Here is a 21284-nt window from a genome sequence, read left to right as displayed (position 1 = left end):
GTATTACTCCAGCGAGCCATTTCAGGCGCGTTCTTAGCGTAAGCGAAATCCAGCGCTTACGTAGACTTATGCGTGAGGGCTCTCCCGAACGCATTAGTCGCAGTTAGCGATTAGTTCGCTGGAGCGTTGCGCCGGCGAGTGAGTAATACACATTGTCCAAATGCGTCCCTCCTGAAGAACTTTTCAACACATTAAATAGCAACGTTACTCATTAATCAAAGAACTGTATCCCCATCAGGGTGAGTCCCTGCGCCGGTGCGGTAGGACCAGCAGCGGAACGGTCTTTGGCATCCAGGATTTTCTGCATGCGCTCCGGTGGATACTGTCCATTTCCGATTTCAATCAAGGTGCCGGAAATAATGCGGACCATATTATAGAGGAAACCAGTTCCCGAAACGCGAATCGTAACTATGTCACCATCACGGAAAACTTCAATTCCGGTAACCGTACGGATAGTTGTTTTCACCTGGGCTCCGGAGCCGCAGAAACTGGCAAAATCATGCCTTCCGATCAGGTAGGATGTTGCCTCTCTCATTTTGTCCACATCTAATTTGTAATGATAGAAATAGGAATAAAGCCGCTCAGTTGGTACCGGAAATTTGCGGTTCAGAATGCGATATTCATATGTTTTCTCACTGTCACAGTATCTTGGATGGAAGTCCGGTTCCACTTCTTCAGACATCTGAATCCGGATATCCTCCGGCAGACGCTGGTTCAGAGCATAAGAAATCTTCTCTCCCGGGATGCGGGTGTTGGTGTCAAATACCGCTACGTTTCCAAGGGCGTGTACGCCTGCATCTGTACGACTGGCACCAATCGTTTCAATCTTTTCTCCCAGAAGCTCAGAAAGTGTATCATTCAACACTCCCTGTACTGTAATTCCATTGGGCTGTGTCTGCCAGCCACAATAATTCGTTCCATCATATGCTACAACAAGTCCAATTCGTTTCATCATCTTTCTCCTTGTGAAAATTCCCTCATCTGCATCCGTAGTCTATTTTAAGACTCTGAATACAGATGAGGGAACTATAACTTTTTAAATGGATGTTCAGTCGATTTAAATTCCAGCTGCCCTAAATCCAATTGCAACAGCCAGATACGCTGCCAAAATCACATATGCCATATGATCTCTTTTTTTATAACAAAGCGGTTTCATCTGGGTACGGTTATCGCCGCCATGATAGCATCTTGCTTCCATGGCCATGGCCAGATCATTTGCCCGTCGGAATGCGGAAATAAACAGTGGCACCAGAAGGGGAACCATGTTCTTCGCCTTCTGGATCAGATTCCCATTCTCGAAATCAGCTCCGCGGGCAATCTGCGCTTTCATGATCTTATCCGTTTCTTCCAGAAGAATAGGGATAAAACGTAGGGCGATCGACATCATCATAGCAATATCATGTACTGGTACATGGAGCTTATTCAACGGGCGGAGCAGACGCTCCAGGCCATCAGTCAGCTGGTTAGGCGTAGTCGTCAGTGTCATAATGGAAGAACCAATCACCAGATAAACCAGTCGGATCGCCATAGTACCTGCCAGCACCAGACCTTCCTTTGTTACCTTAATAAATCCCAGCTTCCATACCACCTCACCAGGGGTAAGAATCATATTAAAAAATATGGTGATCAGAAGCAGCATGAAAATAGTCTTCAGACCTTTAAAAATAAACTTCACCGGAACCTTGGACAACAGGATCATTCCTGCAAGAAATATAGTAGCCACTGCATATCCTGCGAAGGTGTGGAACAAAAATACAGATACAATAAATCCAATGGTTCCTACCAGTTTGGTTCTTGGATCCAGCTTGTGAATCACGGAATCTGCCGGATAATACTGTCCGATCGTAATATCTCTGATCATTCGCTTCTGCCTCCCTTCTTAAGAAGTGAAGGCTTCTGCTTCTTTAAAGCTTCCAGAATCGTATCCCTGGCTTCCTCCACAGTGGTAGCTGTGGTATCCACATTCAGGCCATTTTCGGAAAGCGCATGCATGATATAGGTGATCTGCGGTGCCGCAAGTCCCATTCCTTCCAGTTCCTTATAATGGGAAAATACATTCTTCGGTGTATCGTCAAATACCATTTCCCCATGATTCATAACGATCAGGCGTTCCACATATTTGGCAATGTCCTCCATGCTATGAGAAACCAGGATAATGGTAATTCCTCTCATCTTATGAAGAGCCGCAATCTGATCCAGAATGTCATCTCTTCCCTGTGGGTCGAGCCCTGCAGTAGGCTCATCCAGGATCAGGATTTTCGGGTTCATTGCCAGAACACCTGCAATGGCAACCCGTTTCTTCTGGCCTCCTGAAAGCTCGAAAGGAGACTTGGTAAAATTCTCTTCCTTCACACCTACATGGGCAAGGGCCTTTTTTGCCTCTTCCTCAGCCTGCTCCCTGGAAAGTCCCTGATTCATAGGGCCAAAGCAAACATCTGCCAGAACTGTATTCTCAAACAGCTGGTGCTCCGGGTACTGGAATACCAGCCCCACCTCACTTCGAAGAGCCCGGCGGTTATAATTCTCCGCCCACACGTCTTCTCCATTATAAAGGATCTGACCGCTTGTAGGCTGGATCAAAGCATTAAAATGCTGGATCAAGGTTGATTTTCCACTTCCAGTATGACCAATCACACCAATGAACTGTCCATCCGGAATTACAAGATTTATATCTTTCAGGGCGTGGCTTTCATAAGCAGTACCCTGACTGTAAGTATAGGTCACGTTCTTAAGCTCTATCGACATAATGCACCCACCAATTCCTCTTTCGTCAGTATTCCTTCCGGAATGTCCACGCCAGCCTTGTGAAGCTCATGGGCGAGCAATGTCACCTGGGGTACATCCAGCCGGTATTTCTTCAGTGTCTCTACCTGGGAAAAAATTTCTCTTGGAGTTCCCTGCATTACCACATTTCCACCATCCATCACATAAACCTTGTTGGCATGGATCACTTCTTCCATATAATGGGTAATGAGGACAACGGTTACATTTTCTTTTTTATTGAGCTCGGAAACGGCTTTCAATACTTCTTTCCTGCCATTCGGGTCAAGCATTGCAGTTGGCTCGTCCAGTACAATACAGCTTGGACGCATCGCCACAACACCTGCGATGGCAACTCTTTGTTTCTGGCCTCCGGAAAGCTTGTTCGGAGACTGATAACGGTAAGCGGTCATTCCTGTCTTTTTCAGACTGTCATCCACACGCTTCCAGATTTCGTCTGTAGGTACTCCCATATTCTCAGGACCAAAGCCTACATCCTCTTCCACAACCGTACCAATGATCTGGTTGTCCGGATTCTGAAAAACCATTCCCGCTTTCTGGCGGATTTTCCACAGCTCCGGCTCCTTGGCTGTGTCCATATCATCCACCCACATGGTTCCCTCTGAAGGGATAAGCAATGCATTTATCTGCTTCGCCAATGTGGATTTTCCGGAACCATTGTGCCCCAGAACGGCCACAAAATCGCCGGCTTCAATGTCCAGGTTTACATCATTGACAGCACGCTGCGTTGCTTCCACATTGCCGTCCTCATCATACTTGAGATAGTCAAATCCCAGCTTGAATGCCTTGATAATTCCCATATTCTTTTTCCTCGTCTGTCAGGCCTTCAGCTCGTCCGTAGCTGCCGGAACTGCACCGGTCAACTCGTCCATTAACGCCCAAATTTCATCTTTTCCCTGCTTTGTCTCAGCGGAAAAAGGAATGATCTTACTGCCCGGGCGCAGCTTCAGTCCGTCCTTGATAGCCTTAATATTCTTCTGTACCTGACTTCTTTTCAGCTTATCCAGCTTAGTTGCAATAATGATCGGATTGTATCCGTTATTTACGATCCAGTCATACATCAGCTTATCGTTTGCAGATGGATCGTGCCGGATGTCGATCAGGAGAAATACTGCTTTCAGGGTCTGTGAGGTATGAAGATAACGCTCGATCATCTTTCCCCACTTCGCCTTCTCGGTCTCCGGAACCTTGGCATATCCATAACCTGGAAGATCCACAAGGTACATAAAATCATTTACATTATAAAAATTGATAGTCTGTGTTTTTCCCGGCTGGGAACTTGTTCTTGCCAGCGCTTTTCGGTTCAGCAGACCGTTAATGAGGGAGGATTTTCCCACATTGGATTTCCCTGCAAAAGCAATTTCAGGTCTTCCTGTGTCTGGCAGTTTGCTGGTGATACCACAAACGATATCCAGTGAAACATTTTTAATTACCATTTTTCCTACCTCTCATTTCAGGCAAGTGCCCGTTCCAGCACTTCATTCATATTTTCCACAAACGTGATCTTCAGTCCGTCTGTGATCTCCTCATCCAGTTCTTTGATATCCGGTTTATTGGACTTTGGAACCAGTACTTCTTTAATCTTGGCGTACTTAGCTGCAAGAAGCTTCTCTTTCAGTCCGCCGATTGGAAGTACACGACCTCTTAAGGTGATCTCACCAGTCATGGCAAGATCCGCTCTTACCGGCTTGTCAATAATGGCAGAAAGCATTGCAGTTGCCATGGTAATTCCGGCTGACGGACCGTCCTTTGGCACTGCCCCTTCCGGAATATGTACGTGAATGTCATTTTCCTGGAAAAATTCCTGATTGATTCCATATCTGGCTGCTACAGAGCGGATGTAGCTGATGCCCGCTGTTGCAGACTCCTTCATCACGTCTCCAAGCTGTCCGGTAAGCACAAATTCCCCTTTACCCGGCATAATATTTACTTCGATCTGAAGGGTATCACCGCCAACCTGTGTCCAGGCAAGACCTCTTGCGATACCAACCTCATCCTTTTTATTCGCCATCAGGTAATTGTATTTCTCCTGCCCCAGAAAGCTCTCAAGGTTCTTGCCAGTGACCGTTACCTTCTCTTTGCCATCTTCCATGATCAGACGTGCTGTCTTACGACAGATCTGACCGATGAGACGTTCCAGATTGCGGACACCGGCTTCCTTCGTATAATTATTGATGATTTTTCGAAGAGCGCCGCCCTGAATGGAAAGTTTGCCTTTCTCAATTCCATTGGCTTCCATTTGCTTGGGAATCAGATGCTCCTTTGCAATGTGCTCTTTCTCATTCTCCGTATAACCGCTGATCTCAATGACCTCCATTCGGTCAAGAAGCGGTCTTGGGATTCCCTGAATATCGTTGGCTGTTGCAATAAACAACACCTCTGAAAGATCCTGGGGAAGCTCCACATAATGGTCATTGAAATGACTGTTCTGCTCCGGATCCAACACCTCAAGAAGCGCAGAAGAAGTATCTCCCTTGTAATCACTGCTCGTCTTGTCAATTTCGTCCAGAAGCATAAGCGGATTGGCAACCTTTGCCTGCTGAAGGGCAACCGTAATCCTTCCCGGCATAGCACCCACATAAGTCTTTCTATGTCCGCGGATCTCAGCTTCATCCTTCACACCACCAAGACAGATACGGACATAACGCTTGCCAGTGGCTTCTGCAACAGATTTGGCAATAGAAGTCTTACCGGTTCCAGGAGGTCCCACAAGGCAAAGTATAGGAGATTTTCCTTTATGTGTCAGCTTACGTACAGACAGGAATTCCATAATACGCTCTTTTACATCCTTCAGACCATAATGACCTTCTTCAAGAATCTTCCAGGCTGCTTTCAGATCTTCAGAATCTTCAGAGCACTTATCCCACGGAAGGGAAAGAAGTGTCTCAATATATCCCCGCAGAATGCTGCTCTCAGCTGCATTGGTGCTGGTGATTTTAAAGCGGCCGATTTCTTTGAAAATACGATCCTTTACTTCCTGGGAAGCAGTAAGCTCTTTGGCTTTTCTGCGGAACTCCTCAGCCTCATCAGCAGTATTGTCCTCGCCAAGCTCCTCCCGTATCAGTTTCAGCTGTTCTCTCAAAATATATTCACGCTGGTTTTTATCCACGCGCTTTTTCAGTTTCTGCTGAAGGTCGTGGCTGATATCCAGCACATTGATCTCATTGCTCAAAATGGCACCAAGAAGCTCATATCTGTCTGTCAGTCTGGCTGCCTCCAAAAGCTTCTGTTTGCTCTGCCAGGAAAGAGGCAGATTAATTACGATCTGGTCGATCAGCTCCGGTGCTTTCTCTATATTCATGATCTGGGCAGCCAGTTCTTTTCCAATCTTTCCACCCTTAGCGCAATAAGTTTGGAACAGCTCCCTGATACTTCTGTACATTGCCTCCAGCATCGCCTGAGGCAGTTCCTCTTCTTCCTCATTAACAAGAACAGTCTCTGCTCTTAAATATGGTGTCTCCTGTTCCAGGCCAAGAAGTTCTGCCCTTCTTTTTCCCTCAACAAGAACACGCAGCAGGTTGTCAGGAAGTTTCACAACCTGCTTAATATATGCAATAGTTCCTACCTGAAACAGCTGTACAAATCCAGGATCTTCAATCTGGGGATCCTTCTGGGTTACCAGAAAGATCTTCTGATCCTGAAACATTGCCGCTTCGATTGCCTTTTTGGAACGTTCCCTGCTTACATCGAAATGAATGATCATTCCCGGAAGAATGGTAGTTCCGCGAAGGGCAAGGGCAGGAAGTACATTGATTGGCTCACTCATTTGTAGTCAAATCCCTTCATCAGGCTGTTTCCGGAGTACCCTTTTTGTGTGCACGCTGGCTTCTTCTGCCTGTATTTGCCGGATTCACCGGCTGCGCAGGAGCTTCCCCATGAACGATCTGAGGTTCACCAGTTCCCTCTACAGCTTCTTTTGTAATAATGCATTTACGAATGGTATCGTCAGACGGAGTCTTATACATCAGATCCATAAGCGTGCTCTCCATGATTGCACGAAGTCCTCTGGCTCCGGTTTTGCGTTCCATGGACTTTCTCGCCATAACACGAAGTGCTTCATCCTCAAAATCAAGCTCTACTCCATCAAGTTCAAACAGTTTATGGTACTGCTTGGTCAGTGCGTTCTTCGGCTCCTGAAGGATGCGAAGAAGTGCGTTTTCATCAAGTCCGTCTAAGGTTACCACTACAGGCACACGTCCTACAAACTCCGGAATCAGTCCATAACGGATCAGATCCTCAGGCATTACCTGCTTGAACAGTTCACCAACATTCTGTTCCTCTTTGGAAGCGACTTCTGCGCCAAAGCCAATTGCCTTGGTATCCTGTCTTCCCTCAATGATCTTCTCCAGACCGTCAAAGGCACCGCCACAGATAAACAGAATATTTGTAGTATCAATCTGGATGAATTCCTGATGCGGATGCTTTCTTCCACCCTGAGGAGGAACACTTGCAACAGTGCCTTCCAGAATTTTCAGAAGTGCCTGCTGTACACCCTCTCCAGAAACATCACGAGTGATGGAAACATTCTCGGATTTACGTGTGATCTTGTCAATCTCATCTATATAAATAATTCCGTACTGCGCTCTGTCAATATCATAATCAGCAGCCTGAATGATCTTCAGAAGAATATTCTCAACATCTTCACCTACATATCCTGCCTCTGTCAGGGTAGTGGCGTCTGCAATGGCAAACGGTACATTCAGAAGTCTTGCCAGTGTCTGGGCAAGAAGTGTCTTACCGGAACCAGTTGGTCCAAGCATAAGGATGTTGCTCTTCTGAAGCTCTACATCCAGATTTCTGGAAGCAGTAACACGTTTGTAATGATTGTATACAGCAACAGAAAGTGCTTTCTTGGCCTCATCCTGTCCGATTACATAGTCATCCAGAATTGCATGGATTTCCTCTGGTTTCATCAGATTGATCTCAGATCCAAGAATATCTTCCTGATCGTATCCTCCAAATTCTTCCTCCATGATCTCCGAGCAGATACCTACACACTCATCGCAGATATAGGCACCATCTGGTCCGGCGATTAATTTGCGGACCTGATCCTCGGTTTTCTGGCAAAAGGAACATCTTACTTTTCCTTCTCTTATCTTCTCAGCCATGAATCTTTAACTTTTCCTTTCTTTTAAATAAAGCAACCTTATTCAGAGCTATTCTGAAAAAAGTTTTCTTTATTTCTTAAAATTTGAAATTATTCTGTAAAATATACCTATTTTACAAAATTATCCCATTTTACAAGATAAGACTCCTGTTAGTTCAGGAGTCTTTTCTTACAGTAGCATGCAAAAGAAAACTCCGGCTATTAGAGTTCTAAAAGCTCCAGGGGGATTTCTTTTGTTTTCAGTTTAGGCGGGAAAGTTTATACTGGAAATACACAAATATACTACATCTTCATCAGTGTACACTCGGTTATCCAGTTACAGTTTTTCCCTATTTGTGGGTTACAACACCATCGATCAGACCATAAGCCAATGCTTCCTCTGCGGACATGTAATTGTCACGGTCTGTATCTTTCTCTACTACCTCAAGAGGCTGTCCGGTGTTTGCAGCCAGAATTTCATTTAATGTTCTCTTTGTCTTGGCAATGTGATCTGCCACGATCTGGATCTCAGTAGCCTGTCCCTGGGCTCCGCCAGATGGCTGATGGATCATGATCGTAGAATTCGGCAGTGCAAATCTCTTACCCTTTGTACCACCAGCAAGAAGGAATGCTCCCATGCTGGCAGCCATTCCCAGACAAATAGTGGAAACGTCGCACTTGATATACTGCATGGTATCGTAGATAGCCATACCAGCTGTCACGGAACCACCTGGGCTGTTGATATAAAGCTGGATATCCTTTCCAGGATCCTCTGCTTCCAGAAAAAGCAACTCAGCAACTACCAGACTGGCACTTACATCGTTTACTTCCTCTCCCAGGAAAATGATTCTGTCCTTCAGAAGCCTTGAATAGATGTCGTAGCTTCTCTCCCCTCTGCTTGTCTGCTCAATGACATAAGGCACTAAACTCATATATTCCCTCTTTTCTTATCAGATGCGCTCCCCCAGATCTGCATTATAATGCGCCGGAGAGCGCTTTCATAACAAAATAATTTTTCCCTCTTGGGATGTGCAGTTATCTGCCTGCTGATTATTCAGCGTCTGCTGCTTTCTCAACTTCAACTGCTGCATCAGCGATAACAGTAACAGCCTTCTGAACAGCCATATCTTTCTTCATCTGCTCAAGTCCGCTCTCACCGATAGCTTCTCTGATCTTGTCAGCTTCCATCTTGTAAGCATCTGCCATCTTCTGGATCTCTTCTGTGATCTCTTCTTCAGATGGCTGGATGTTCTCAGCCTCAGCTACTTTCTCAAGAACCAGTCTTGTCTGGATTCTCTTAAGAGCCTGTGGCTTCATGTCTTCCATCATCTTGTCCATGCTCTGGCCTGTAAACTGGAAGTACTGCTCCATGGATAATCCCTGCTGCTGCATTCTTCTGGAGAAATCGTCCATCATCTGACGACACTCAGTCTTTGTCATAAGCTCCGGAATATCCATCTGTGCATTCTCGATTGCTTTATCTACTGCAGCGTTCTCTTTTGCAGTTCTTGCTTCTTTCTCTTTCTTCTCTGTCAGTTTCTTCTTAACATCTTCTTTGTACTCAGCAAGAGTATCAAATTCAGATACGTCTTTCGCAAACTCATCGTCAAGCTCCGGAACCTCTTTGGTCTCGATCTTCTTAACGTCACACTGGAATACAGCTTCCTTGCCAGCAAGCTCTTTTGCCTGATATTCCTCTGGGAAAGTAACCTTAACTTCTACATGGTCACCAGTGTTTGCTCCAACAAGCTGATCCTCGAATCCCGGGATAAATGTACCGGAACCAAGTGTAAGTGCGTAGTCAGTTCCTTTACCGCCTTCAAATGCAACACCATCAACAAATCCCTCGAAATCGATTGTTGTGATATCGCCGTTTGCAGCTGCACGATCCTCAACTGCAACTGTTCTTGCATTCTTATCCTGCTCTTTCTTAACCTCAGCGTCAACTTCCTCGTCTGTTACAGTGATCTCAGACTTCGGAACCTCTACACCCTTGTAATCTCCAAGAGTAACCTCTGGTTTCACAGCTACATCAGCTGTGAAGATAAGAGCTTTACCTGGCTCCATCTGTGTAACATTGATCTCCGGCTGGGAAACGATCTCAAGATCGCACTCGCCAAGAGCTTTTGTATACTCCTGTGGTACAAGAGAATTAACAGCGTCTTCCATGAATACACCCTTGCCATACATGCTCTCGATCATCTTTCTCGGAGCTTTTCCTTTACGGAATCCTGGAAGGCTGATTCTGCTTTTCTGTTTCTGGTAAGCTTTCTCCATTGCTTTGTCTAAATCTTCAGCGGAAACTTCGATGGTAAGCTTCGCCATGTTTTTCTCTAATTTCTCCACCTGTAAACTCATTTTCGTGTTCCTCCTTAATATATATCTCTCTGCATTCTTTCTGCGGTTATAAATGCGCAGGGTTTCCCCCTATTATTACAGTCATTGTAGAAGTATAGCACACCCCAATAAAAAACGCCAGTGTTTTTTATGGTTTTCCCGGTTATTTTTTTGGGGATTTTCCCTGTTATTCCTTGAAAATCAAGGTTTTTCAGAATATTTCCTACTTGTATACTACGGATTCTGCAATCTGCTCTGCTTTTTCCTGACCAAGGAGCTGGGAAATCAGGGAAAGGGCAAAGTCAATTGCAGTTCCAAGTCCACGGCTTGTAGTAATGTTTCCATCAATTACAACCTTTTCTTCAGACTTCACAGCATCTCCAAGACCGTCCATGCAGGCCGGGTATGCAGTGGCCTTCTTTCCATGTAAAAGTCCGATTTCTGCAAAAACAGTAGGTGCCGCGCAGATGGCTGCGATCTTACCTCCATTATTATAGAAGCTTTTAACCAGATCGGTAAGTGGCTCGAATCCTCCAAGATAAGTGGTTCCAGGCTGCCCGCCTGGGAGAACCAGCATGTCCGCGTCGGAGAAATCCGCCTCACAGAAGGTGGTATCGGTCAGCATGGTGATTCCATGGGCTGTAGTGATCTGTTTGGTGTTTTTAATCGAAACGGTTGTAATAGTGATTCCTGCTCTTCGCATAAGATCAACTACAGTTAAGCCTTCAATGTCTTCAAAACCGTCGGCGAGGAAGATGTATACTTTTTTGCTCATAGTGGAACCTCCTGATTCATTTTCACAATTATTTACTTATAGTTACTGCTCACTGGTAATATTCCGCGAGATGTTTTTTGTAGGCAAAGCTCACATTTTCTTTCCTTTATCAGCAGCTCCCTGCAATGCTTCAAACACAGCACTGCGGAAACCATTTTTTTCCAGGATACGCACACCCTCAATGGTCGTTCCTGCCGGGGAGCATACCATATCCTTCAGTTCTCCCGGATGCATACCTGTCTCCAGAAGCAGCTTCGCACTTCCAAGTACAGCCTGGGCAGCAAACTGATAGGCCTGTTTTCTTGGCATTCCCTGTGCCACAGCGGCATCTGCCATTGCTTCAATAAACATAAATACATAAGCCGGAGAGCACCCACTGACTGCGCTAACTGCGTCCATCAATCTTTCAGGTACCACCTCTGTGCGACCGAAGCTGTTTGTAATGGCAAGAATCTGATCCAGATCCTCTTCTGTTACCCGATCATTGACACAGGCACCTGTCATTCCTGCCCCTACCTGCGCCGGGGTATTCGGCATAAGACGTACCACCTTTAACGGCTGCTCACATTTTTCTTCCAGCCATGCAAGAGTTTTACCGGGCGCAATTCCTACGATCATATGCTGTGGTGTCAGGAAACTTTTAATTTCACCGATTACCTCCTCATAGAATTGAGGCTTTACTGCTAATATAACAATATTTGCATTTTTCACAACTTCGCAATTATCCAGAGTTGTCACAACTCCAAGTTTTTCCCGACTTCTTCTGCTTCCTTCTTCTGTGAGATTTGAAACAATAATCTCATTTTTTTCAAACACACCATTTTTCAGGATTCCACCGATCATTGCAGAACCCATATTTCCACATCCGATAAATCCGATTTTCATAGTATTCGCTCCTCGTCTTTTCTTCTGTCAAAACAGCTGGTTCAAAAGTTCTTTTGCCCTATTATAAAACAAAAGAACAGGATACGCAATAAAAACAACCGTTCCCAGGCATGTTTGAAAAATGCCCGGAAGCGGCTGTCTCAGCTTTATATTTTTTATGCTTTTCTATCTTTTCTGTTTTCCCTGAAATACAAACAGAGTTTCCCGGTCCGGAAGATTGTCATTGTCTCCCTTTGAGGAAATAATAATAGCTCCCATGGCATTTCCACGGGCAACAGCCTCGTCAAGAGGCAGATTTTCCAGAAGGCCTGTTACCACACCTGCTGCAAAAGCATCTCCTGCCCCTACTGTATCCACGATTTTTTCTGGCTTATACCCAGGAACTGTGCCCTGTGCGCCGTCTTTTGTCTTGTAATAAGCGCCGTTTTCCCCAAGCTTTACAATTACAGTTTTAGAGCCATGTTCCAGATAAAAGTCTGCAATCTTCTCCGGCACATCTGTACCGGCAAGAATTCTGCCTTCTTTAATACCTGGCAGCACCACATCACTGTGAAATGCCATGTCATTTAAGGTCTGCACCATCTCTTCCCTTGACTTCCAGAGTTTTTCCCTAATATTGGGGTCAAAGCTTACCATCGCCCCGATTTCATGTGCTCTTTTTGCAAGAGTCATACAGGATTTGCGGCAGTCTTCTGACAAAGCCGATGTGATTCCTGTAATATGGACCATCTTCACTCCAGACAGATCCTGCGCCTCAATGTCTTCCGGACAGATATGAGAAGCAGCAGAATTTTTCCGGAAATAATATACAGCAGGATCTCCTTCCAGAACTTTTGTCTTCAAATAAGATCCGGTAAGATATTCTTCTGTAAAAAGGACCTTTTCTCCGTCAATCTTTTCCTTTTCGATAAATTCATGGATATAAGCCCCGTAAGGGTCTTTTCCAAGTTTTGTAAAATAGCTTGCAGTATGTCCCAGTCTGGTCACTCCGATAGAAAAATTCAACTCAGCACCGGCAAGTCCCCTGGAATAATTTTCCACTTCACTGAAGGTGCCTGGCTTTTCTGCGATGAACACTACCATGGGTTCTCCCATTGTGAATATTTCACTCATCTGCCACACCCCCTTACCAGTGTCAAAGCCTCCTGTGCCTTTTTGGTAATTTCTTCAAAATTTCCTGCATTTATATCACTTTCCTTTACCATCCAGCTTCCACCGCATGCTGCGATGAAAGAATTTTCCAGATAGGCACAGATATTCTCTGTATTGATTCCACCTGTAGGGATAAATTTCATATCTCCAAAAGTTGCTGCAAGAGCTTTAATCGCCTTGATTCCTCCACTTGTCTGGGCAGGAAAAAATTTCACTACACCGATTTCAAGGGATTTGGCTTTCATGATCTCACTGGCTGTCACGCAGCCAGGGAGACAGATCACATCCAGCTCCTGACATTTTTTTACAACCTCTTCTGAAAGCCCCGGGCTTACAATAAATTTCGCCCCAGCCTCAACAGCATCTTCCACCTGACCTGCATTGATTACCGTTCCTGCACCTACCAGCATTTCCGGAACTTCTTCTGCCACCTTTTTGATGGCATCTTTCGCGGCCGCTGTGCGGAAAGTGATTTCCATACAGCAAATTCCGCCTTTACACAATGCCCGTGCAAGCATTGTGGCATCCTCTGCCCGTTCCAGCTTTACTACCGGAATAATGGGATTTTCAGCCGCAATTTTTAATATATCTTCCATAAGCGTTACTTCTCTTCTGCTTCTGCCGCTGCAAACTCTTTGCTCCAATCAAGATTTCTGTACTGCTCGCCTCTTTCATCCTCTTTGATAAAAGCAACCAGACGGTTCATCATCTCTGTTGGCCATACATCAATGTCAATATCTGCAGTTGTGTATACACCCAGTTTGATCATTTCAAAACCGAAAATATCTTTTACATGCATTTTCCTTGCAAATTCAATTACTTCCTTTACCATATGGCTTGGGATAAAAATCACACCGCCTCCATATCCGAATACAACATCACCAGGAAGGCAGACAGCTCCGCCGATCTTAGTCATAGAATTAAAGCTGGTCATAACAAAATCTTTAATTGGGGTAGGATCTACGCCACGGTAGTAAACCTGAAGTCCTTCGATTCCTTCGATTTGCTCCAGATCACGGATACCGCCCCATACAACAGCTCCGCCGGTCTTGGTTCTGTTTTTGATAGCTGTGGAAAGATTTCCACCTACAAAAGTTCCCTCGTAGATCTTGTCATACATATCAGCTACGACTACATCTCCTTCTACCAGAGTATCAATTACCCACTGGTTACAGGTTCCTTTTCTTCCCTCAGAAGCACCGATTTTCTTTACTGCCTCCTCAAGATCCGGTCTTGCAGGCATGAAAGAACAGGTCACAGCTCTTCCAACCAGTTTTGTCTTATCCTCATGAAGCCTTTTCAGTTTTTCCTCAAACTGATTCAGGTAGCCTTTCATAAACATAGGCTGCCATACCTCTTCTAGGGTAAGATGTCTTATTTCTTCCAGATCCTCATCGGATACTCTCGGACGTCCATCTGGGAAACGCTCTCCATCCCATTTTTCTGTTAACTGTATAATATCTTCTTTTACACTAAAATGCATAATTAAGGTTCCTTTCTTATTTATGTGATTCCCTATCATTCATGGTTTCCCGCAAATTGTGAATAGCAACACCGGCGGCGCAATTCTCCGCCGGGTCTTTGTCTGTCGCTGTGGTAAAAAATCAGCTCCACAGACGGTCATGGGAATAATCATGGTTCCACTCATCAGTTGGAAGCCAGATTCCCGGATAATCCGGATGAATGTGTTCCAGCACAACCTCGTCCACGATCTCATCAATACCTAGACCTGGTTTATCCGGAACTGTAATATAACCGTTCTGTACCAGTGGTTTCGGAAGTCCGGTTACCAGATCATCCCACCACGGAACATCTACAGAATGGAATTCCTGTGCAAGGAAGTTCTCAGTAGCTGCAATACTGTGAACAGCAGCCATACAAGCGATTGGGCTCTCAGCCATATGAACAGCCATTGCAACACCATATTCCTGTGCAAGGTCACCGATTTTCTTATTCTCAAGGATTCCACCGGAAGTAAGAATATCCGGATGAATCACAGATACGCCGCCTTTTTCCAGTAGAGGTCTGAAGTTTTCTTTCAGATAAATATCCTCACCTGTACAGATCGGTACTGTGCAGGAATTTCTCAGGCGTACATACTGGTCTGTCAGCTGCCACGGAATCAGATCCTCCATCCATGCAATATTATATTTTTCAATTCTTCTTGCCAGCTTGATACAGGATTCCACGCCAATATGTCCAAAATGGTCAATTGCAAGTGGAATATCATATCCGATAATGCTCCTTACATCTTTTACATACTGCTCCAGGATATCAAAGCCATGCTCTGTTACCTGAATGCCTGTAAATGGATGTGGAATATTGTTCACATCATAGTGACGGTTGCGAAGATATGTTTCTTTCTCATCTAAATTTCTTGGAATTGCATCATATGCAGTTGCTGCTTTCAGTTCCTGAACAAATCCAAGAGGTGCGCACAGTGCGCCTGGTTCATCGTATAAAAGATCAATACCAAGATCCATTTTCAGGAAAGTAAAGCCTTTTTCCATTCTTGCCTTTAATGCCTTTCCCATATCGATTCCGGTATGCTTTCCTTCTACATCTGTGTCACAGTAAATACGGATCTTGTCTCTAAATTTTCCTCCAAGCATCTGATAAACTGGAACACCATAAGCCTTTCCTGCAAGGTCCCAAAGTGCGATTTCTACACCGCAGACACCGCCGCCCTGTCTTGCATGGCCTCCAAACTGTTTGATTCTTCTGAATAATTTATCAATATTGCAGGGATTTTCCCCGATCAGTCTGCTCTTTAATGCTAAAATAAATTTTCGGTCTGCTCCGTCACGAACTTCGCCGTAACCAACAATACCTTGATTGGTATAAATTTTTACCAAAGTGCAGTGCATTGGTGCGCCTACAATATCTGCAACACGCAGATCTGTGATTCTCAAATCGGAAGGTCTTGAATTGGTATTCACATTCTGTAAAATTTCCTCATAAACTTTGTCCATTTGTTTTCCCTCTCTTCTTGATTATTTTTGCTATGAAATTCCCGGAGGCATCTGCAGACTGGCCATGCCTGCATGGCCGGATCCATGAATGCCCCTGCGGCGAATTATTTCACGCTTCCATCTGATTTGCCTGAGATCAGCTGTGCCTGTGCTACAATATAAATGATCGTAACCGGCAGAGATGTGAGTACTGATGCTGCCATGATTCTTCCCCAGATTGCCGAATCCGCGTATTTGAAGCTGGAAATGGCAACTACAGCAGTCTGCTGTGCGGGACTTGTAGTCATGATCATGGCGTATAAATATTCGTTCCAGGACATTGTAAATGCAAAGGTTGCAACAACTGCGATACCGGGAAGTGCGATTGGTGTGATGATATATCTTAAGGATTTCATTCTGGTACAGCCATCAATCAGAGCTGCTTCCTCAAGTGCATAAGGAATGGCCTTAAAATAACTCATCAGCATATAACAGCAGTACGGCACAACAGTGGTTGGATAAATGATCAGCAATGCCCATTTGTTGTCATAGAATCCAAGTTTACTTACAAATACATACATCGGTACGAAAAGCACTGCAGTAGGTATTAAATAAGAAAAGATAATGCTTGTTTTGAAAAATCTTCTTCCCGGATATTTCAGTCTTGTCATAGCGTAAGAGCCAAGAATACTGATCAACAGACAACAGACGGTTGTCAAAAAAGCGATCATAAGACTATTTAAAAGGGCCCGGGGAAATTCTGTTTTGGTAAAAAGGTCTACATAGTTTTCAAAGGTGTAATGTTTTGCGATCAGTGACGGACGTGCCACATACATTTCACTGTTTACTGTTATGGAAGATTTGATCATCCAGTATACCGGAAAAATAGTCCACACAAGTGCAATTATCAGGAGTATGTATGTCGCTGCCGAAGCAGCAATTCTTTTATGTTTTTTCATTACCATGATAATCTTCCCTCCTATTCTTCCTCTTTATTTGCTTTTGTATAGATAAATATCAGGATCAACAATAACGGAATAACAGAAATCGCTACAGATACAGCTCTTGCAAAGTTATTCTGAATAAAGGCCATATCATAGGTATAGGTTGCGATTGTACTGGAAGCATATAACGGGCCGCCTCCTGTGATCAGATATACATTTTCAAAGTCATTAAATGTCCAGATTGTAGATAACAATGTGGTAATTCCAATTACACTTGAAATAGACGGAAGTGTGATATACCAGAACTGTTTAAATGCTCCTGCGCCATCTACATAGGCAGCTTCATACTGCTGTTTTTCCAGTGTCTGTAAAGCTCCCAGGATACTGAACATAAAGAAAGGAATTCCTCTCCATATATTTACGATCATCGTTGTAAGCAGTGTAAGATTAGGGTCGCTAAGCCACGGAATTCCAATCTTCGTAATTCCCAAAGAGATCAGAAGACTGTTGATAATTCCATAAGTACTGTCGTACATCCAGCGCCAGGTTGTCGCAGCTACCATTCCGGGAATCGCCCACGGAATCAAAAGTACTGTACGGAAAAAGGACTTTCCCTTGAAACTTCTATTAAGCAGTACCGCCCATAAAAGCCCCAGTGCAAGCTTTGCAGCAATACAGCCCACTGTATAAACGAGCGTGTTCTTCAGAGATTTCCAGTAAATAGGATCATGGAACAATTTGATATAGTTTTCTAATCCAACAAATTCCTCTGGTTTTCCTACCACCTTATTGGTAAATGACAGATAGAGCGCACGGCAGAACGGATAACCCATTATTCCAAATACTACAAGGATGATCGGAATCATCAATATCAGTCCCAGTCTTCTGTCTTTCTTTGCCTGTGATTCATATTTTCTTTTCACATTAGCCATTGACAATTTCCTCTTCCTTTCCAGCAGAAGCTGTTCCATCTGGAACAGCTCCTGCATTTTAATCATTTAAAATGGATTGATGTTTCCAGAAATCATTCACCATAAAGCTCGATCAGGACTGCTCCAGAGAGTCAAGTGCTTCCTGAGGATCTACGCCGTTAACAACGATCTGCTGCATAGCCTTTACACAAGCCTGGTTTGTAAAGCTTGTTGCTGCTTCACCGGTTGTAGGTGCCGGATAAGTGGTAAGTACTAAGTTTTCAGAGTTCTTTAACCAGCCAATGTGATCTTCTGCATTCCAGAAATCTGTATCATCATATCCATTGACAACAGGCTGCCACATAGCACCCATAGCCTCAACCATCTGATTATAGTAATCTGTATCGCTGAAATAATAGGAAACGAACTCTTTTGCTACATCTGTGTTTGCTCCGGTCTCAAAGATACCAAATACATTTGCTCCACCTAATGTATAGGAAGTGTCATCAGCAGATACTGCTGGATACTGGATTATCTGAGTGTTTGCCAGAAGGTCTGGATTCTCCTGCTCCATAGAAGAAATAATGGAACCGGAATTACATACCATACCTACTGTACCAGCCATCCATGCAGAGTTGTTTGCACTGTCATCCCATGTAGTTGCATCTGGTGGGCAAAGTCCTTCTTCATATAAGGATGCGATATATTCCATTGCTGCAAGAGTCTCAGGGCTGTTTACCACAACCTTTCCGTTCTCATCAACAAGTCTTCCGCCAAAGTCAAGGATTACGGTTCTTACGAAGGACTCTGCATCTCCGCCTCCGCTTGCTCCAAGAGGAAGTCCTAATGCATAGAAGCCGTTTTCCGGATCATTGATCTTTTCAGCATCCTCTTTCAGCTCTTCCCATGTAGTCGGCATATCCAGGCCTTTTTCTTCCCATTTATCTTTTCTGATGTACATACCCGGTGCTGTAAAGGAAAGTGGAACAAGGTAATTCTTGTCGTTAAAGGTTGCATATCTAAGTGCATTTTCTTTGAAGTCGATATTTTCCAGAACATCATCTACTTCTGCCAGCTGATCGCTGTTAATATATTCTGCAACTAATGTGTTATCGCCCATGATCAGGTCAGGCTGATTACCGGACTCAATAGCTGCTGCAAGCTTCTGCTTGATATCTCCTGAAGGAACGATTACATATTCTACTTCCACACCATTTGCTTCGGCGAATTCATCCAGTTTTGCTTTCATCATTTCGTTGTATGCTGCTACATACTCAGATTTGTCCCAAAATACCAGTTTTTTGTCAGCAGCCTTTACCTCTGCCGGTGCTGATACGACAAAAGATCCGCTTAACATTGTCATTCCCAATACTGCTGCTAACGCCTTCTTAGTTTTCATAGTGTTTTTCTCCTTTCAGTTTACGGTTTTTGCTTTTACCCTTGTTGTTTTTCCTATCTTAAGCTCTATCGGCTCCAGACAGGATTCAAATTTTTCTTCCGGCTGTTCAATCAGACCAATCAGTTTTTGTAATGCAACTTCAGAAACCTTATCTGCTACAGAAGGAACCCGGGTGTACTTCATGTTCTGGAATGTCACATACTCTGAATAATAGTTTTCATAGTATTCCAGCGTGATCAGGGAAAGATCATCAGGGATATACAAATTGTTGGCTCTCACCGCCCTTTTCAGATATCTGGTAAGATTTGCCGGAATGATAAATGCACTGGGACGTTCTTTTTTCTGAAGCATCTCGTTAAATACCCTTTCTGCATTTTCTGCAATCTCACCGCAAGAAAAGCTGTAGTAATAGTCCTCTCTGTAAGGGATCCCATGCTGTTCCATAGCCTCTTTATAGGCTGGGAAACGGCTTTCCTCTACTACACTAACCTTATCCTCTGTCAACATGGCGATTTTCTCATGTCCCAGCTGAACCAGATAATCCACGGCTTCTTTTACTGCCTGAGCATGATCCGTTGCCACATAATTGTAATCATCGTAACCTTTGATTTTTCCCACACATACATATGGAATCTTATTCTTCTCGAATTCCTTGAAATATCGATCCTTAGGTGTTAGGGAAAATATCAGGAAGCCATCCACCAGTGATTTTCCCAAACCCAGAAGATATTCCATCTGCTCATCTCCCAGCTTTTTGCTGTTCTGTGCATAAATTAAAACCGAATAGCCTTGCTTTTCAGCCGCTTTTCCAACAGAATCAAATACCTGTGGAAAATACATTGTGTCAAACACATTTGCCAGATTTCCTGGAATAATCAAACCTACTGTTTTACTTTTCTCCTTGGCCGACAACCTGCGCGCACTGATACTTGGGATGTACCCCAAAGCATCGATTGCCTCCTGGATCTTATCTTTCGTTTCCTCTTTCATCCTGTCATATCGCTTATTCAAATAATTTGAAATTGTTGTCTTCGATACTCCAGCCCTCTTTGCCACCTCTGCTATTGTTACTTTTTTATCTGCCATAAATCCCTCACCTCAACTCTTACTGTCAGAAACCAAACTTTTTGTTTCTAACTTAATGCCAGTATATCCTATTTTGTCCAATTAGTGAAGCGGTTTACTAAACAAATAAAAAAAATTAACTAATCTTTTTTTCTCAATATCAGATTTTGGTAAATCGGTTTAGTGGAACGGTTTAGTAAAGCGGTTTACTTGTGAAATCTGAATTTATTATATTTTCGATTATCGGATTTGTCAATAGACTTTCTCATTTTTTATTTTTTTGTACAAAATACATATTTTAAATTTGAAAATTTTGTGAACTTTATTTTTCAAGTTCTAGGATGCGCTTTTTTTCACAAAAAAACCGCATCTCTGCGGTCAGTCACTTATAAGCAAATAACGGAAATCGCCCCGCCCCTCAGCTTGGGAAGCTGATGTTCTACCAATGAACTATATCTGCGAACGAGTTTATTATAGTACCAGCATCTCCAAGATATAAGATGTGTACTGCAATTTATGGGAGATTTTACACTCCCACTCCTTTACTCAAGGTACTGTTGTGATACTCTGTGGAATACGTCACATCCTCCCCGAACCACTTTGGCGGCTGGTAAGCGTGAGCGGCTTCTTCGTTTGGGAATTCCACTTCTGCCAGGAGAAGACCTCGTAGGGGGCTTTGAACACGTCCAGTTCGATGGACAGGCCGTCTTTCTCGGGGATCACATAGCGGATCTTGGAGATCACGATTCCGTCTGCTTTGGGTTTTAAGTGCTCATAAGCTTCTTTTGTCAGCGGCAGATTGTATTCCTCTCTTGCCAGCAGTCCCTTTGATTTATAAGTCAGATAGTAATTGTCATTAGATTTGCGGATCCGCACTACCGGCTCTGTGCACAGATAGCCCTGCTCAATTACCTTGCTTGGATACTGCTCCAGGTTTTCCGGAAGGTTTTCTCTCTTAATGAGAAACTTTCTCTCAATTTCCAACTTAGTTTCCTCCT

The 21284-nt window shown here is 44.0% G+C and carries 19 protein-coding genes, 1 tRNA gene and 1 pseudogene; all 21 read right to left on the bottom strand.

Annotation, left to right across the window (positions count from 1 at the left end; genetic code table 11):
- Positions 1 to 211: 211 nt before the first annotated feature.
- The 21 genes and pseudogenes from truA to DW904_RS16160 all read right to left on the bottom strand — a co-directional run bounded on the left by truA (position 212) and on the right by DW904_RS16160 (position 21270).
- Positions 212 to 955 (bottom strand): tRNA pseudouridine(38-40) synthase TruA, encoded by a 744-nt coding sequence (truA, locus tag DW904_RS16260; RefSeq protein ID WP_330382759.1) that lies wholly within the window; start codon positions 953 to 955, stop codon positions 212 to 214.
- A 102-nt stretch (positions 956 to 1057) separates the two neighbouring features.
- Complete coding sequence (locus DW904_RS16255; protein ID WP_118582725.1) at positions 1058 to 1861, bottom strand: energy-coupling factor transporter transmembrane component T; 804 nt, start codon at positions 1859 to 1861, stop codon at positions 1058 to 1060.
- Complete coding sequence (locus DW904_RS16250) at positions 1858 to 2745, bottom strand: energy-coupling factor transporter ATPase (protein ID WP_118582723.1); 888 nt, start codon at positions 2743 to 2745, stop codon at positions 1858 to 1860. Before DW904_RS16250 ends, DW904_RS16255 begins: the two co-directional genes overlap by 4 nt.
- Entirely contained in the window at positions 2736 to 3581 is an 846-nt protein-coding gene (locus DW904_RS16245) for an energy-coupling factor transporter ATPase (protein ID WP_118582720.1), read from the bottom strand. The genes DW904_RS16250 and DW904_RS16245 overlap by 10 nt, the downstream gene beginning before the upstream one ends.
- An 18-nt stretch (positions 3582 to 3599) precedes the next feature.
- Positions 3600 to 4217, bottom strand: coding sequence for a ribosome biogenesis GTP-binding protein YihA/YsxC (yihA, locus tag DW904_RS16240; RefSeq protein WP_118582717.1), 618 nt, complete (start codon positions 4215 to 4217; stop codon positions 3600 to 3602).
- A 17-nt stretch (positions 4218 to 4234) separates the two neighbouring features.
- Entirely contained in the window at positions 4235 to 6547 is a 2313-nt protein-coding gene (gene lon / locus DW904_RS16235; RefSeq protein WP_118582714.1) for an endopeptidase La, read from the bottom strand.
- A gap of 19 nt (positions 6548 to 6566) precedes the next feature.
- Positions 6567 to 7889 (bottom strand): ATP-dependent Clp protease ATP-binding subunit ClpX, encoded by a 1323-nt coding sequence (clpX, locus tag DW904_RS16230; protein ID WP_118582711.1) that lies wholly within the window; start codon positions 7887 to 7889, stop codon positions 6567 to 6569.
- A gap of 328 nt (positions 7890 to 8217) precedes the next feature.
- The gene (gene clpP / locus DW904_RS16225) at positions 8218 to 8799 is read right to left on the bottom strand and encodes an ATP-dependent Clp endopeptidase proteolytic subunit ClpP (RefSeq protein WP_118582708.1); all 582 of its coding nucleotides are present in this window, start codon (positions 8797 to 8799) and stop codon (positions 8218 to 8220) included.
- Between the two features lie 118 nt (positions 8800 to 8917).
- A complete protein-coding gene (tig, locus tag DW904_RS16220) occupies positions 8918 to 10225 on the bottom strand; it encodes a trigger factor (protein ID WP_118582705.1) in 1308 nt (435 codons plus the stop codon).
- A gap of 202 nt (positions 10226 to 10427) precedes the next feature.
- Positions 10428 to 10979: a DJ-1 family glyoxalase III gene (locus DW904_RS16215; protein WP_118582702.1), complete on the bottom strand. Its 552-nt coding sequence runs from the start codon at positions 10977 to 10979 to the stop codon at positions 10428 to 10430.
- A 90-nt stretch (positions 10980 to 11069) separates the two neighbouring features.
- Positions 11070 to 11864, bottom strand: coding sequence for a pyrroline-5-carboxylate reductase (gene proC, locus DW904_RS16210; RefSeq protein WP_118582699.1), 795 nt, complete (start codon positions 11862 to 11864; stop codon positions 11070 to 11072).
- A 165-nt stretch (positions 11865 to 12029) separates the two neighbouring features.
- Positions 12030 to 12977 (bottom strand): sugar kinase, encoded by a 948-nt coding sequence (locus DW904_RS16205; protein ID WP_118582696.1) that lies wholly within the window; start codon positions 12975 to 12977, stop codon positions 12030 to 12032.
- Positions 12974 to 13612 (bottom strand): bifunctional 4-hydroxy-2-oxoglutarate aldolase/2-dehydro-3-deoxy-phosphogluconate aldolase, encoded by a 639-nt coding sequence (gene eda / locus DW904_RS16200; protein ID WP_118582693.1) that lies wholly within the window; start codon positions 13610 to 13612, stop codon positions 12974 to 12976. The genes DW904_RS16205 and eda overlap by 4 nt, the downstream gene beginning before the upstream one ends.
- A gap of 5 nt (positions 13613 to 13617) precedes the next feature.
- Positions 13618 to 14499, bottom strand: coding sequence for an RraA family protein (locus DW904_RS16195; protein ID WP_118582690.1), 882 nt, complete (start codon positions 14497 to 14499; stop codon positions 13618 to 13620).
- A 121-nt stretch (positions 14500 to 14620) separates the two neighbouring features.
- Positions 14621 to 15988 (bottom strand): mandelate racemase/muconate lactonizing enzyme family protein, encoded by a 1368-nt coding sequence (locus DW904_RS16190; RefSeq protein ID WP_118582687.1) that lies wholly within the window; start codon positions 15986 to 15988, stop codon positions 14621 to 14623.
- Between the two features lie 104 nt (positions 15989 to 16092).
- Positions 16093 to 16932, bottom strand: coding sequence for a carbohydrate ABC transporter permease (locus DW904_RS16185; protein WP_118582684.1), 840 nt, complete (start codon positions 16930 to 16932; stop codon positions 16093 to 16095).
- A 14-nt stretch (positions 16933 to 16946) separates the two neighbouring features.
- A complete protein-coding gene (locus DW904_RS16180) occupies positions 16947 to 17882 on the bottom strand; it encodes a sugar ABC transporter permease (protein WP_243110453.1) in 936 nt (311 codons plus the stop codon).
- Positions 17883 to 17955: 73 nt separating this feature from the next.
- The gene (locus tag DW904_RS16175; RefSeq protein ID WP_118582681.1) at positions 17956 to 19221 is read right to left on the bottom strand and encodes a sugar ABC transporter substrate-binding protein; all 1266 of its coding nucleotides are present in this window, start codon (positions 19219 to 19221) and stop codon (positions 17956 to 17958) included.
- Between the two features lie 15 nt (positions 19222 to 19236).
- Positions 19237 to 20307, bottom strand: a complete 1071-nt coding sequence (locus DW904_RS16170; protein ID WP_118582678.1) for a LacI family DNA-binding transcriptional regulator — start codon at positions 20305 to 20307, stop codon at positions 19237 to 19239.
- Between the two features lie 370 nt (positions 20308 to 20677).
- A tRNA-Gly gene (locus DW904_RS16165) sits at positions 20678 to 20746 on the bottom strand.
- Between the two features lie 66 nt (positions 20747 to 20812).
- Positions 20813 to 21270, bottom strand: a pseudogene (locus DW904_RS16160) (CYTH domain-containing protein).
- Positions 21271 to 21284 lie beyond the last annotated feature (14 nt).

The organism is Ruminococcus sp. AM42-11, from assembly GCF_003480145.1.
Lineage (GTDB): Bacteria > Bacillota > Clostridia > Lachnospirales > Lachnospiraceae > Blautia_A > Blautia_A faecis.
This window is presented reverse-complemented; position numbering and strand designations above follow the sequence as displayed.